We start from the raw sequence: 14,012 nt of genomic DNA on the forward strand, positions 1-14,012 counted from the left end.
CCTTCTCACTCCCGCCTTCTCACTCCGCGCCGAGTGCGCCGGCGACCGCGTCCGCCAGTTCGTCCAGGTAGTCGTCCGGCAGGTCGTCCCTGACCACCACCAGGCGCCAGTACAGCGGCCCGGTCAGCAGGTCCAGAGCCAGCCGCGCGTCCACCCCGGCCGGCAGTTCGCCGCGCTCGACGGCGCGCGCCACCATCGCCGCGGCGACGCCTTCCTGGCTGTCGTGCAGCGCGGCCTTGAGCGCACCGGCCAGCTCCGGGCTGCGCGCCGCCTCGGCCAGCAGGTCGGGGATGATCTGCGAGGCCATCGGGTGCCGCAGCGCACGGGCCGCGACCTCCAGCAGCGTCCGCACGTCGCCGCGGAGCGTGCCGGTGTCCGGGGTCGGCAGCCCGTCGGCGGCCAGCGCGGAGACCACGTCCAGGACGAGGTGGAGCTTGGAGCGCCACCTGCGGTAGACCGCGGTCTTGCCGACCCCCGCCCGCCGCGCGATGCCCTCGATCGACATCCGGGCGAAGCCCACCGTGGCCAGTTCCCCGAAGACCGCCGCGCGGATCGCCGCGGTCTTGTCCTCCCGTAGTACGGCGGCGCCGGCCGGAGCCCGGCGCGCCGCCGCGGGATCGTCTTCGCTGCCGTCTTTTGCCATGCCTTGAGCATAGCGTCACGACGCTACGGTTGCGTTTCGACGTCCGTTCGCCCTACTGTCAACGTCGCGACGATACGGACCCGTCCCGACGTAGTGGCCGTCCTTCCCGTCGCCCCCTGCCGACCTGTCGTTCCGCCTCGTCGTCATGCCCCGTCGCCATGACCCGTCCCGGTGAGCGCGCCGTGCACCGCGCGCGCCGCCCCGACGCCGTCACGTACGAAAGCGGCCCCCATGCCCCAGACCCTCGCTCCCCCGGACTCCGCTCCCGCACCGGACGGTCCGTACGCCGGACGCCCCGGCCCCGACGCCGCGCCCGATCCGCGGCTGCGGGAGATGGCCGCACGCCACGGCCTGGAGATCAGCGGCGCCCGCCCGCCGCTGCCCGAGTACACCCGCAGACTCTGGTCCCGCCGGCACTTCATCGGCTCGTTCGCCACCGCCCGGCTCACCGCGCTCTACACCACCGCCAGGCTCGGCCAGCTCTGGCAGGTGATGACCCCGCTGTTCAACGCGGGTGTCTACTACTTGATCTTCGGCGTGCTGCTGCACACCAACCGCGGGATCGCCAACTTCATCCCGTTCCTGTGCACCGGCATCTTCATCTTCACCTTCACCCAGTCCACGGTGCTGGCCGGCACCCGCGCGGTCTCCGGCAGCCTGGGCCTGGTGCGCGCCCTGCACTTCCCCCGGGCCTGCCTGCCCATCGCGTACACCCTCATCCAGCTCCAGCAACTGGTCTTCTCGATGGGCGTGCTGGCCGCGATCGTGCTGCTCTGCGGCGTCCCGCTGACCTGGCACTGGCTCTTGATGATCCCGGTCCTGCTGCTCCAGTCCGTCTTCAACACCGGGCTGGCGATGATCATGGCCAGGGTCGGTGCCCGCACCACCGACACCGCCCAGCTGATGCCGTTCATCCTGCGCACCTGGATGTACATCTCCGGCGTCTTCTACAACCTCTCGGTCTTCACCCAGAGCGCCCCGCAGGCCATCGCCGTCGCACTGAACGCCAACCCCGCGCTGATCTACATCGATCTGATGCGGTACGCCCTGATCGACACCGTGCACGCCAAGAGCCTGCCGCCGCACGTCTGGCCGCTGGCGCTGGGCTGGGCCGTGCTGTCCGGAGTCGTCGGATACGTCTTCTTCTGGAAGGCGGAGGAGGAATACGGCCGTGGCTGACACCGTCACCGTCAACGGACCCGCCGGCCTGCCGGACGCCCCCGGCAGCCGCCCGCTGCCCGGCCCGGCAGCCGACGCGGCAGGTGAGCGCGTCCCCACCGTGATCGCCGACAACGTCCACATCGTCTACAAGGTGCACGGCGCGGGCAGCGGTCGCGGCAACGCGGTCTCCGCGCTGCGCCGGATCGTCCGCCGCACCACCACGGCGGGCACCCGCGAGGTGCACGCCGTCCGGGGCGTCACCTTCGTCGCCCACAAGGGCGAGGCGATCGGCCTCATCGGCTCCAACGGCTCGGGGAAGTCCACCCTGTTGCGGGCCATCGCGGGTCTGCTGCCGCCCGCGAGCGGCCGGGTCTACACCCACGGCCAGCCGTCCCTGCTGGGCGTCAACGCGGCGATGATGAACGACCTGACCGGCGAGAAGAACGTGGTGCTCGGCGGCCTCGCGATGGGCATGAGCCGTGAGGAGGTCAGGGAACGCTACGACGGCATCGTCGACTTCTCCGGCATCAACGAGAAGGGCGACTTCATCTCGCTGCCGATGCGCACCTACTCATCCGGGATGGCGGCCCGGCTGCGGTTCTCCATCGCCGCCGCCAAGAACCACGACGTGCTGATGATCGACGAGGCGCTGGCCACCGGCGACCGCGCCTTCCAGAAGCGCTCCGAGGCCCGGATCCGCGAACTGCGCCAGGAAGCCGGCACGGTCTTCCTCGTCAGCCACAACAACAAGTCCATCCGGGACACCTGCGACCGGGTGCTGTGGCTGGAGAAGGGCGTACTCGTCATGGACGGGCCCACCGACGAGGTCGTCAAGGCGTACGAGGCGCACAAATAACGGACACCAGCCCCGGGGGCCCAACGGGGGACGGCCCCGGAGCAGTTGCTCCGGGGCCGTCCCCTTGCGCCGTACGCGGCGCGCGCCGGCGTGCGGTCAGCTGTGCGTCCGCATCAGGGTGCGCATCGTCCGCATGGCCACCGAGAGGTTCGCCAGGTCGAAGCCCTCCGAACCGTGGATCTCCTCCAGCGTCGCGCGGGCGCGGCCGAGGATGGCGGCGTTGTTCTCCTCCCACGCCTTGAACCGCTGCTCGGGAGTCGACGAGCCGTTGCCCTGCGACAGCACGTCCGAGGTCAGCGCGGCGTGCGCGGCGAACAGGTCCTCGCGGATCGAGGCGCGGGCCATCGACTGCCAGCGGTCGTTGCGCGGCAGCTCCAGGATGCGGTCCAGGAGCTGGTTGAGCCGCAGCCGCTCGCCCAGGTCGTAGTAGACCTCGGCGACGTCCAGCGGCTCCTTGCCGGAGCGGTCGGCGATGGCCACGATGTCCAGCGCGGGGAAGACCGAGGAGAACCCGGACACCTGGACGGCCAGCGCCTCGGGCACCCCCGCCTCGGTCAGCTCGCCGAGGGTCGCCCGGTACCACTCCAGGTCACGGCCCTGGAGCAGCTTGGGCAGCTCGGACCAGACCTCGGCGACCCGCTTGCTGAAGAACTCGATGGTCTCCGAAAGCTCCAGCGGCTGCGGACGGTTGTTGAGCAGCCAGCGGGTGCCGCGCTCGACCAGCCGCCTGCTGTGCAGCCGGATCCGGGTCTGGACGTCGGCCGCCACGCGGTTGTCCAGCGCCTCGACGTCGTCCCACACCTGGTTGAGCCCGAAGATCGCACGGGCCGCGGTGTGCGCCCGCACCACCTCTTCCAGCGAAGCGCCGGTCTCCTCCCGCATGCGGTGCAGGAAGCTCGTACCGCCGGTGTTGACGGTGTCGTTGACCATCACCGTCGTGACGATCTCGCGGCGCAGCGCGTGCCCGTCGATCTGCGCGGAGAACTCCTTGTGCAGCGCCGAAGGGAAGTAGGCGAGCAGCAGGTGCTGGAGGTAGGGGTCGTCCGGCAGGCCGGTCCTGATCAGCTCGTCGGCCACCGTGATCTTGGTGTAGGCCAGCAGCACGGCGGTCTCGGGCTGGGTCAGCCCGCGGCCCGCGTTCAGCCGCTCGCGGATCTGCCGGTCGGCGGGCAGGAACTCCAGCGCCCGGTCGAGGTGGCCGTCCCGCACCAGGCGGCGCAGGAAGCGCTGCTGGGCGTGGAGCATGCTGGAGGACTGCGCCTGGGCCAGCGCCAGCGCGGTGTTCTGCGCGTAGTTGTTGCGCAGCACCAGCGCGCCGACCTCGTCGGTCATCTTGGCCAGCAGGGAGTTGCGCTGCTTGACCGTCATGTCGCCGTTGGCGACCACGGAGTTGAGCAGGATCTTGATGTTCACCTCGTGGTCGGAGGTGTCCACGCCGGCGCTGTTGTCGATCGCGTCGGTGTTGATCTTCCCGCCGGCCGTGGCGAACTCGATGCGGCCCAGCTGGGTCAGCCCGAGGTTGCCGCCCTCACCGACGACCTTGACCCGCAGGTCCTCGCCGTTGACCCGGATCGCGTCGTTGGACTTGTCGCCCACGTCGGCGTTGGACTCGGCCGACGACTTCACGTACGTGCCGATGCCGCCGTTCCACAGCAGGTCGACCGGCGACTGGAGGATGGCCTTCATCAGGTCGGCCGGGGTCATCTTCTTGACACCGGCTTCGAGGCCGAGTGCCGCCCGCACCTGCGCGTTGATCGGGATGGACTTCGCCGACCGCGAGTGTATGCCGCCGCCCTGCGACAGCAGCTCGGTGTTGTAGTCGGCCCACGACGAGCGGGGCAGCTCGTAGAGCCGGCGGCGCTCGGCGTACGAGATGGCGGCGTCCGGCTTGGGGTCGATGAAGATGTGCCGGTGGTCGAAGGCGGCGACCAGGCGGATGTGCTCGCTCAGCAGCATGCCGTTGCCGAACACGTCGCCCGACATGTCGCCGACGCCGACCGCGGTGAAGTCCTCGGTCTGGGTGTCGTGGCCCAGCTCGCGGAAGTGCCGCTCGACCGACTCCCAGGCGCCGCGGGCGGTGATGCCCATGCCCTTGTGGTCGTAGCCCGCGCTGCCGCCGGACGCGAAGGCGTCGCCCAGCCAGTAGCCGTACGACTCGGCGACCTCGTTGGCGATGTCGGAGAACTTCGCCGTGCCCTTGTCGGCTGCGACGACCAGGTAGGTGTCGTCGCCGTCGTGCCGCACGACGTTCTGCGGGTGCACGACCTCGCCGCCGACGAGGTTGTCGGTGATGTCGAGCAGGCCGGAGATGAAGGTGCGGTAGCTGGCGATGCCCTCGGCGAGCCAGGCGTCACGGCCGAGCGCCGGGTCCGGCAGCTGCTTGCCGACGAAGCCGCCCTTGGAGCCGACCGGCACGATGACGGTGTTCTTGACCATCTGCGCCTTGACCAGGCCGAGGATCTCCGTACGGAAGTCCTCCCGGCGGTCCGACCAGCGCAGACCACCGCGCGCGACCTTGCCGAACCGCAGGTGGACACCCTCGACCTTGGGCGAGTACACCCAGATCTCGTACGCCGGGCGGGGCGCGGGCAGGTCCGGGATGGCCTTCGGGTCCAGCTTCATGGACAGGTAGGAGTGCGGCCTGCCCTCGCCGTCCCGCTGGTAGTGGTTGGTGCGCAGGGTCGCCTTGATGACGGTGAGGAACGACCGCAGGATCCGGTCCTCGTCCAGGGATGCGACCTGGTCGAGCGCGCCGTCCAGCTCTTCGAGCAGCCCGTCGATCAGCTCCGTGCCGGCCCGCTGCCGCTCCGGCGACATCCGCGCCTCGAACAGGGAGACCAGCAGCCGGGTGGTGTGGACGTTGTTGGCGAGCGTGTCCTCCATGTACGTCTGGCTGAAGGTCGCGCCGGCCTGCCGCAGGTACTTCGCGTAGGCCCGCAGCACCATCGCCTGGCGCCAGTTGAGCCCGGCCCGCAGCACCAGCTGGTTGAAGTCGTCGCTCTCGGCCGCGCCGTTCCACACCGCGGTGAACGCGTCCTGGAAGCGCTCGCGGGCGTCGTCGCCGTTGACCTTGTCGGGCAGCCGCAGGCCGAAGTCGTAGACCCAGGCGACGGTGCCGTCGGCGCAGGGCAGCTCGTAGGGGCGCTCGTCGACGACCTCGACACCCAGGCGGTTCAGGCCGGGCAGCACCTTGGAGAGGGAGACCGGCTCGCCCCTGCGGTAGATCTTGAAGCGGCGTTCGTTGGGGGCCGCGCCGACCGGCTGGTAGAGGCTGACCGAGAAGTCCGCGCCCGCCTCGCCCGTGAGCTTCTCCAGGTGCTGGAGGTCGGCGACGGCGCTGCGCGGGGAGTTGTCGGCCTTGTAGCCCTCGGGGAAGGCGTGGGCGTAGCGGCGCAGCAGCTCGGCGGCGCGCTCCTCGCCGACCTCGGCGGTCAGCGCCTCGGCGAAGCCGTCGGCCCAGGAGCGGGCGGCCTCCACCAGGCGGGCCTCGATGCGGTCCACGTCGGCGTCGGTGAGGTCCGGCAGCGAGGCGCCGGACTCGACACGGACGACGAAGTGCAGCCGGGAGAGGACCGACTCGGTGTTCCAGGCGGTGAAGTCGACGCTGGTGCCGCCCAGTTCCTCCTTGAGGATGTCGATCAGGCGCAGCCGCACGCCGGTGGTGTAGCGGTCGCGCGGGAGGTAGACCAGCGCGGAGTAGTAGCGGCCGTACTCGTCCTGGCGGAGGTACAGACGCAGCCGGCGGCGCTCCTGGAGGTAGAGCACGCTGGTGGCGATGGAGCGCAGCTCGTCGGCCGGGGTCTGGAACAGCTCGTCACGCGGGTACGTTTCGAGGATCTGGAGCAGGTCGCGGCCGTCGTGGCTGTCCGGCGTGAAGCCGGCGCCCTCCAGGACCTCGGCGACCTTACGGCGGATGACCGGCACCCGGCGCACCGACTCGGTGTACGCGGCGGACGAGAACAGGCCCAGGAAGCGGCGCTCGCCGATGACGTTGCCGTCCGCGTCGAACTTCTTGACGCCGACGTAGTCGAGGTACGACGGGCGGTGGACGGTGGCGCGGCTGTTGGCCTTGGTGAGGATCAGCAGCTTGTGCTCGCGGGCCTTCGCGCGGGCGTCGGCGGGCAGCCGGTTGAAGGACGGCGACACCGGGTGCCCGTCCTCGTCGGCGTGCGCGGGGTCGGCGCGCAGGATGCCGAGGCCGGTGCCGGGCACGGCGGACAGCATGTCCTCGTCGCCGCTCTCGCCGGGGCCCGAGATCAGCTCGTACTCGCGGTAGCCGAGGAAGGTGAAGTGGTCGGCGGCGAGCCAGCGCAGCAGCTCGCGGGCCTCCTCGATCTCCTGGTCGCGCAGGTCGTCGGCGGTGGGCTCGGCGGGCAGCTCCTCGGCGATCCGCAGCGCGGCGCCGCGCATCTTCTCCCAGTCCTCGACGGCCTCGCGGACGTCCGAGAGCACCCGCAGCAGGTCGGCGGTGATCTGCTTGAGGTCGTCGCGGTCGGTCTCGCGGTCCATCTCGACGTGGATCCACGATTCGGTGACCGCGTCGTGCGGCAGTTCGGCGGTCTTGCCCTTGCCGGTGCTGCCGTGCGCGTCGCAGCTGGAGTCGAAGACCTCGATGAGCTTGCCCGCGACGTCACGGCGGACGATGACCTGCGGGTGGATCACGACATGGATGCCGCGCCCCTGCCGGGACAGCTCGTTGGTGACCGAGTCGACGAGGAAGGGCATGTCGTCGGTGACCACCTCGACGACGGAGTGGCTGCAGGTCCAGCCGTTCTCCTCGACGGTCGGGGTGTGCACCCGGACGTTGGCGGTGCCCTGCGGACGGTTCTCCGCGAGGCGGTAGTGCGAGATCGCGGCGCCGAACACGTCGACGGGGTCACGGTCCGCGAGGTCCTCGGGGGCCGTGTGCAGGTAGTAGCGCTGGAGGTATCCCGTGAGGGTCTCCTTGTCGAGACCTCGTACCGGGTTCTTGCTCCCGGCCGGGCTGCTTTCAACGACCCGGGCGGCCCTGGTGAGCAGCTCGGTCTTGGCTTCGTCCAGCTTGGTCTGCATGTCCTCTGGCTCCTGTCGCGCGCCGTTGCGTGACGTTGTGGAAGAACTCCGTGGATGCTGCACAACGCCGCTGCGACGCGAGGTGTCCGGTCGGTGTCGACGCTATGCCGCGATGAGAGAAGGCCGTGCTGTCTTCGACTGTTCTTGACGCAGTCGACATACGCTCTTGGCCGCAAAGACCAGCGACCGCCCGGTCACGGTGGTGTCCCGGGCGCACAGCAGGGGCCTCGACGCCCCCGCGGGTTATCGCGCTGATCACGCTGCAAGGCTATCGCTCTTCGCACCGATGCCGTCATGGGGCTTGTGCGTACAAAACCCCACGCCGAACTTGGCCGTTCCGAACAACGGCGCGGCGGACGGAATATGCGATGCCCCAACAGCCGACGACAGAACGGCGATCAGCCCCGGAGGCCCGGCCCGGCCCGGTCCGGCCCCGTGGTCCGGACCGGCGGTCCGGTCCTGCGATCCGGCTACGCCGCCAGGCTCGCCGCTGCCTCGACCGCCTCCGCGAGACTGTCGACGATCGGCACCCCGGCACCCGCGGCCTCCAGGCTGCCGCGGCTGTGCGAGCCACCGGTGTAGAGCACCGCCCGCGCCCCCGCGTGCCGTGCGGCCACCGCGTCGTCCACCGCGTCCCCGATCACGACCGTACGTCCCGGATCCACGCTCTCCAGCGCCGCCAGGTGCCGCACCATGTCGGCACTCTTGCCTCCGCGCGAGGCCCCCTTCCGGCCGTCGACCCGCAGGAAGTGCGACTCGATGCCGAAGCCGCGCACCAGCGGTATCAGCTCGTCATGGCCGAACATGCTCAGGATCGACTGGCTGCCGCCGCCCGCCAGCCAGTCGGCCAGCAGCCCGTCCACACCGTCGGCGAGCGCACAACGCGTCCGGTACTCGCTGTAGTGCCGGTGGAACGCCTCGTCCATCACCAGCCACTCGGCGTCCGTCGGCATCCGCCCCATCCGCCGCTCGTAGAAGAGCGGCACGGGCACGCAGTACAGCTCGCGGTAGCGCTCCAGCGTGATCGGCTCAAGACCGATCACGGCGAACGCGGCGTTCGTCGCCCCCAGCACGGCATCGATGTCGTGGAAGAGCGTGCCGTTCCAGTCCCAGACGAGATGCGTCGTGTGCCTTTCCATGTCCTGCCCCCTGCTCCGTCACCGGCTTTCCCCACACCGAAAAAGGTACCCGCGCCCACTGACAACGCCCCGGCCGCGCGCCACCGTGCCGTGGCCGCCGAGGCACACGCGGGGCGCGGCGGATCACACACCGGGCGCAGAGCGGCAGCGGGAACGACCTCGGCGAAAGCCGTGCCGGACCGCCGCGGCCCTCAGCTGACCAGCTGCGGAATCTCCTGCACCCCGAACCACATCAGGTCGTGGTCCTCCGCGCCGTCGACGGTGAACTGCGCATCGGCGTCGCCCTGATCCGCCGCACCGAGCGCCGCCGCGGCAGCCGCGACGTCCGCCTCCGCGTCCGCGGAGTCCACGTGCACCGCCGCCGCCTTCGTCATCGGCACCGGCCCGGCGATCCGCACCTCACCCAGCGCCCCGCGGTCCAGGCCGCGGTCCGGATCGGCCACCGCCGTGCCCTCCGGCACGTCCACGGCCACCACGACCCGGCGCCTGGCCGCGTCCGGGTGCCCCGCCAGCTGCCGCAGCGAAGCCTGGGCCGCGCGGTTCAGCGCCGCGTACTCCAGCTCCTCGATGTCGTCGGAGACGTACCACTCACGCAGCGCCGGCGTGACGGCGTACGCGTCCAGGGGGCCGGGGCCCAGGGCGCCGTTCCCGTGCGCCTCGGCGAGACCGGGAAGGGTCAGGGGAACATAGACGCGCATGACCGTCGCTTTCACTCAATTCGTCGAGCCCGGAGCAGTGCCCCGTCCTTGGAAGACGCCAGCCAGCATACGGGCGCACGTCCCCCATCGAGGTGCCCGTACGGACCGCCCCGCGCCCTCCCGGGGCCGCCCGCGCACCCGTTCCGAGGCTTGTTCAGGCCCCTGTCACCCGCAACGGTGAATTTTGCGCTCCCCTGGCTTTCGTCCGTCGCACGTTGCCGCCGCCCCGTCCGCGCCGATAGAAGAACTCCCACCGAAGCTACTGCCCGGTAAACAACCGGGCCCGGCAGAACGGGGGCGACCACATGACCGGCACCACGACCACACCACGCACCACCACCGCACCGCAGCAGACACCACTCCCGGAGCCCGTCCCACCGCCCCCGGTCCCCGTCGGCCCGGACACTCCCACCATCCCGCGCCCCCGCCGCGCCCCGGCCGACACGGCGGCACCCCGCCTCCGGGCGGCCACCACCCCACCGCCCGTGACCAGGACGGCCCTTCCCGAGACCACCGGCGAGGAGCCGGGCCCGGTGGTACCCGTCACGACCACCGGGACGGACGCGTCGGCCCCGTCCGTCACCACCGTCCGGAAGGACGCAACGGCAGCGCCCGCGGCCACCACCGGGACCGGGACCGGCGAATCAACGGCCGGAACACCGGCCCGTCCCGGACAGGACCGCGTCCCGGCACAGGCGCACAAGCACAAGCACAAGCCGAATCAGCCACAGCCACAGACACAGGCACGGCCACAGGCATCCGCGGACGCCTCCCCCGCCCCGACGGATCCCGGCGGGGCGCCCGCCCCCGGAGCGGCCCCCGAAGAGACCGCTCCCGGTGACACCCGGGGCCGGGCCGCCCCGCCGCCGCGCCGTCCCGCTTCCGGCCGCGCCCAGGCCCGCCGCGCCGCTCCGGGAGGACGCGGCACAACCGGCCCCGTCGGCCGGGCAGGCACCGGGCCCACCGGCCGCGCCGGGACCGCCCCCGCCGCGGGCCTCCCCTCACCCGGCCGCTCGGCGGCCACTGCGGCGGCTGCGAGCCGACGGGCGGAGCGCCCGGCCCCGCTGCCGACGCCGGGCGCTCAGCGCCGCGCTCACGAGCGCAGGCCGCACCACTGGTTCGCGCACCAACTGCTGCTCACCCTCACCGGCGAGCGCCCGGTTCACGCGCTGCTGGGTCACGCGCTGCCCGCCGCCTACGACCGGCTGGTGGAACTGGCGCCGCTCGCGCCGCTGCGGCCCGCCCCGGGCCCCGGTGGGCCTTCCCGCGCCATCCCGACCGTGCGCGACTGCGGCCTGTACCGGCCGCGCAAGGGTGTCATCGAGGCGTTCGCCCGCATCGCGTCCGGCGAACGGCTGCGCGCCCTCGCATTCCGCCTGGAACTGGGTGCGGACGCCCGCTGGCGCTGCGCCGCCCTGGACATCGGCCCGACCCCCGCCGTCCGGGACACCCTCACAGAACCCGGCGCCGACCCACACCCCCACCGGGAACAGCGGAACCCGTAGCCCGCCCCGGGAGGCCCGACGGCACACGCCCCCGCACGCCCACCGAACGAGGGCGGAGCCCCGGGAATCACCCGGGGCTCCGCCCTCATCGACCGCAGCGGCTGCCGCTCACTTCTTGCGGCGGCGGCCACCCTTCTGGGCCTTGCGGCGCTCGGCGCGCGTCAGGCCGTCCGACTCGGAGCGGGCCGGTGCCTCGCCATCCTCGTCGCTGGTGAAGTCGCCCTCGATGACGCCCCCTTCACCGTCGACCGTGGGCGCCGAGAAGTGCAGCCGGTCCGGCCGCTGCGGCGCCTCCAGGCCCTTGGCGTGGATCTCCGGACGGCCCGCGCCGGCCGGCACCGCTTCCTGCACGTCCTTGTCCAGCGACGTCTGCGCGGCGGCTTCCTCCACCGGGACCTCCTCGACCTGCTGCTCCACCTGGACCTCCAGGTTGAACAGGTAGCCGACGGACTCCTCCTTGATGCCCTCCATCATCGCGGTGAACATGTCGAAGCCCTCACGCTGGTACTCGACCAGCGGGTCCTTCTGGGCCATCGCGCGCAGGCCGATGCCCTCCTGGAGGTAGTCCATCTCGTAGAGGTGCTCGCGCCACTTGCGGTCCAGGACGGACAGCACCACACGGCGCTCCAGCTCACGCATGACGTCCGAACCCAGCTGCTCCTCACGGGAGGCGTACTGCTGGGCGATGTCCTCCTTGATGGCGTCGGCGATGAAGTCCGCGGTGATCCCGGCGCGGTCGCCGGCCTCGTCCTCCAGCTCCTCGACCGTGACCTTGACCGGGTAGAGCTGCTTGAACGCGCCCCACAGGCGGTCCAGGTCCCACTCCTCGGCGAAGCCCTCGACCGTCTCCGCCTGGATGTAGGCGTCGATGGTGTCGTCCATGAAGTGCTTGACCTGGTCCTGCAGGTCCTCGCCCTCCAGGACGCGGCGGCGCTCGCCGTAGATGACCTCGCGCTGGCGGTTGAGCACCTCGTCGTACTTGAGGACGTTCTTGCGGGTCTCGAAGTTCTGCTGCTCGACCTGGGACTGGGCGGAGGCGATCGCCCGGGTCACCATCTTGTTCTCGATCGGGACGTCGTCCGGGACGTTGGCCATCGCCATGACCCGCTCGACCATCTGCGCCTTGAACAGCCGCATCAGGTCGTCACCGAGCGAGAGGTAGAAGCGGGACTCACCGGGGTCGCCCTGACGGCCGGAACGGCCGCGCAGCTGGTTGTCGATCCGCCGCGACTCGTGCCGCTCGGTGCCCAGGACGTAGAGCCCGCCCAGCTCCTTGACCTCTTCGAACTCCGCCTTGACCGCCGCCTCGGCACGCTCCAGCGCGTCCGGCAGCGCGGCGGCCCACTCCTCGACGTGCTCGACCGGGTCGAGGCCGCGCCCGCGCAGCTCCGACTCGGCGAGGTCGTCGGGGTTGCCGCCGAGCTTGATGTCCGTACCGCGGCCCGCCATGTTCGTGGCGACCGTCACAGCGCCCTTGCGGCCCGCCTGGGCGACGATCGACGCCTCCCGGTCGTGCTGCTTGGCGTTGAGCACCTCGTGGGAGACACCGCGCTTGTTGAGCTGCTGCGAGAGGTACTCGGACTTCTCGACCGAGGTCGTGCCGACCAGGATCGGCTGGCCCTTCCCGTGCTTCTCGACGATGTCGTCGACCACCGCGTCGAACTTCGCGGGCTCGGTGCGGTAGATCAGGTCGGCCTGGTCCATGCGGACCATCGGGCGGTTCGTCGGGATCGGGACGACGCCCAGCTTGTAGATCTGGTGGAACTCGGCGGCCTCGGTCATGGCCGTACCGGTCATGCCGGAGAGCTTGCCGTAGAGGCGGAAGAAGTTCTGGAGGGTGATCGTGGCGAGCGTCTGGTTCTCGTCCTTGATCTCCACCCCTTCCTTCGCCTCGATGGCCTGGTGCATGCCCTCGTTGTAGCGGCGGCCGGCGAGGATACGGCCGGTGTGCTCGTCGACGATCATGACTTCGCCGTCGATGACGACGTAGTCCTTGTCGTTCTTGAACAGCTCCTTGGCCTTGATCGCGTTGTTGAGGTAACCGACGAGCGGGGTGTTCACCGACTCGTAGAGGTTGTCGATGCCCAGCCAGTCCTCGACCTTGCTGACACCGGACTCGTGGATACCGACGGTGCGCTTCTTCTCGTCGATGTCATAGTCACCGGTCTCCTCGACGCCGCGCTGCGGGTTGGCGGCCTCGCCCTTCTTCAGGCGGCGCACCAACTTCGCGAAGTCGCCGTACCACTTGGTGGCGGAGTCGGCGGGGCCGGAGATGATCAGCGGCGTACGGGCCTCGTCGACGAGGATGGAGTCGACCTCGTCGACGATCGCGAAGTTGTGGCCCCGCTGGACGAGTTCGTCCTGCGACCAGGCCATGTTGTCGCGGAGGTAGTCGAAGCCGAACTCGTTGTTCGTGCCGTAGGTGATGTCGCAGCCGTACTGCTCGCGGCGCTGCGCCGGCGTCATGTCGGCGAGGATGCAACCGACTTCCAGGCCCAGGAACTTGTGGACCCGGCCCATCATCTCGGAGTCACGCTCGGCCAGATAGTCGTTGACCGTGATGAGGTGGACACCCTCGCCGGAGAGTGCGTTGAGATACGCCGGCAGGGTACCGACGAGGGTCTTGCCCTCACCGGTCTTCATCTCGGCGACGTATCCCAGGTGAAGGGCCGCGCCGCCCATCAGCTGGACGTCGTAGTGACGCTGGCCGAGCACGCGCTTGGCGGCCTCACGGACGGTGGCGAACGCCTCGGGCAGCAGGTCGTCCAGGGTCTCGCCGTTCGCGTAGCGCTCTTTGTACTCGTCGGTAAGCGCCCGCAGCTCGGCGTCGGAGAGGGCCGCGAAGTCCTCCTCGATGGAGTTGACCTGGCCCGCGATGCGGTGCAGTTTGCGCAGGATCTTTCCTTCGCCTGCACGCATGAGCTTGTTGAAGACGGACACTTGGGCTGGTCTCCTTGC

The 14,012-nt window shown here is 70.6% G+C and carries 8 protein-coding genes; 3 read left to right on the top strand and 5 right to left on the bottom strand.

Annotated features, from left to right (window positions below; translation table 11 throughout):
- Window positions 1-19: 19 nt before the first annotated feature.
- Window positions 20-643 (bottom strand): TetR/AcrR family transcriptional regulator, encoded by a 624-nt coding sequence (locus tag ACGFNI_RS21130; RefSeq protein WP_393685847.1) that lies wholly within the window; start codon window positions 641-643, stop codon window positions 20-22.
- Between the two features lie 231 nt (window positions 644-874).
- On the opposite strand from ACGFNI_RS21130, the gene ACGFNI_RS21135 reads away from it, so the two are divergent.
- Complete coding sequence (locus ACGFNI_RS21135) at window positions 875-1,822, top strand: ABC transporter permease (protein ID WP_393685849.1); 948 nt, start codon at window positions 875-877, stop codon at window positions 1,820-1,822.
- A gap of 28 nt (window positions 1,823-1,850) precedes the next feature.
- The gene (locus ACGFNI_RS21140; protein WP_393685919.1) at window positions 1,851-2,660 is read left to right on the top strand and encodes an ABC transporter ATP-binding protein; all 810 of its coding nucleotides are present in this window, start codon (window positions 1,851-1,853) and stop codon (window positions 2,658-2,660) included.
- Between the two features lie 96 nt (window positions 2,661-2,756).
- Here ACGFNI_RS21140 and ACGFNI_RS21145 read toward each other — a convergent pair whose 3' ends face one another.
- The 3 genes from ACGFNI_RS21145 to ACGFNI_RS21155 all read right to left on the bottom strand — a co-directional run bounded on the left by ACGFNI_RS21145 (window position 2,757) and on the right by ACGFNI_RS21155 (window position 9,549).
- Window positions 2,757-7,712, bottom strand: a complete 4,956-nt coding sequence (locus ACGFNI_RS21145; RefSeq protein ID WP_393685851.1) for an NAD-glutamate dehydrogenase — start codon at window positions 7,710-7,712, stop codon at window positions 2,757-2,759.
- Between the two features lie 470 nt (window positions 7,713-8,182).
- The gene (locus ACGFNI_RS21150) at window positions 8,183-8,851 is read right to left on the bottom strand and encodes an HAD family hydrolase (protein WP_393685853.1); all 669 of its coding nucleotides are present in this window, start codon (window positions 8,849-8,851) and stop codon (window positions 8,183-8,185) included.
- A gap of 191 nt (window positions 8,852-9,042) precedes the next feature.
- On the bottom strand, window positions 9,043-9,549 hold the full coding sequence (locus ACGFNI_RS21155) for a DUF6912 family protein (RefSeq protein ID WP_393685855.1): 507 nt from the start codon (window positions 9,547-9,549) through the stop codon (window positions 9,043-9,045).
- 305 nt (window positions 9,550-9,854) lie between these two features.
- On the opposite strand from ACGFNI_RS21155, the gene ACGFNI_RS21160 reads away from it, so the two are divergent.
- The gene (locus tag ACGFNI_RS21160) at window positions 9,855-11,054 is read left to right on the top strand and encodes an Rv3235 family protein (protein WP_393685857.1); all 1,200 of its coding nucleotides are present in this window, start codon (window positions 9,855-9,857) and stop codon (window positions 11,052-11,054) included.
- 108 nt (window positions 11,055-11,162) lie between these two features.
- On the opposite strand, the gene secA is transcribed toward ACGFNI_RS21160, so the two are convergent.
- Window positions 11,163-13,994, bottom strand: a complete 2,832-nt coding sequence (gene secA / locus ACGFNI_RS21165; protein WP_393685859.1) for a preprotein translocase subunit SecA — start codon at window positions 13,992-13,994, stop codon at window positions 11,163-11,165.
- Window positions 13,995-14,012 lie beyond the last annotated feature (18 nt).

The sequence above is a fragment of the Streptomyces sp. NPDC048644 genome (genome assembly GCF_043199105.1).
In the GTDB taxonomy this organism is placed as follows: Bacteria; Actinomycetota; Actinomycetes; order Streptomycetales; family Streptomycetaceae; genus Streptomyces.

Bases quoted from the DNA above. Each gene is read 5' to 3' on its own strand.
- ACGFNI_RS21130 (WP_393685847.1), bottom strand. From the start codon at position 643: ATGGCAAAAGACGGCAGCGAAGACGATCCCGCGGCGGCGCGCCGGGCT.
- ACGFNI_RS21135 (WP_393685849.1), top strand. From the start codon at position 875: ATGCCCCAGACCCTCGCTCCCCCGGACTCCGCTCCCGCACCGGACGGT.
- ACGFNI_RS21145 (WP_393685851.1), bottom strand. From the start codon at position 7,712: ATGCAGACCAAGCTGGACGAAGCCAAGACCGAGCTGCTCACCAGGGCC.
- ACGFNI_RS21150 (WP_393685853.1), bottom strand. From the start codon at position 8,851: ATGGAAAGGCACACGACGCATCTCGTCTGGGACTGGAACGGCACGCTC.
- ACGFNI_RS21155 (WP_393685855.1), bottom strand. From the start codon at position 9,549: ATGCGCGTCTATGTTCCCCTGACCCTTCCCGGTCTCGCCGAGGCGCAC.
- ACGFNI_RS21160 (WP_393685857.1), top strand. From the start codon at position 9,855: ATGACCGGCACCACGACCACACCACGCACCACCACCGCACCGCAGCAG.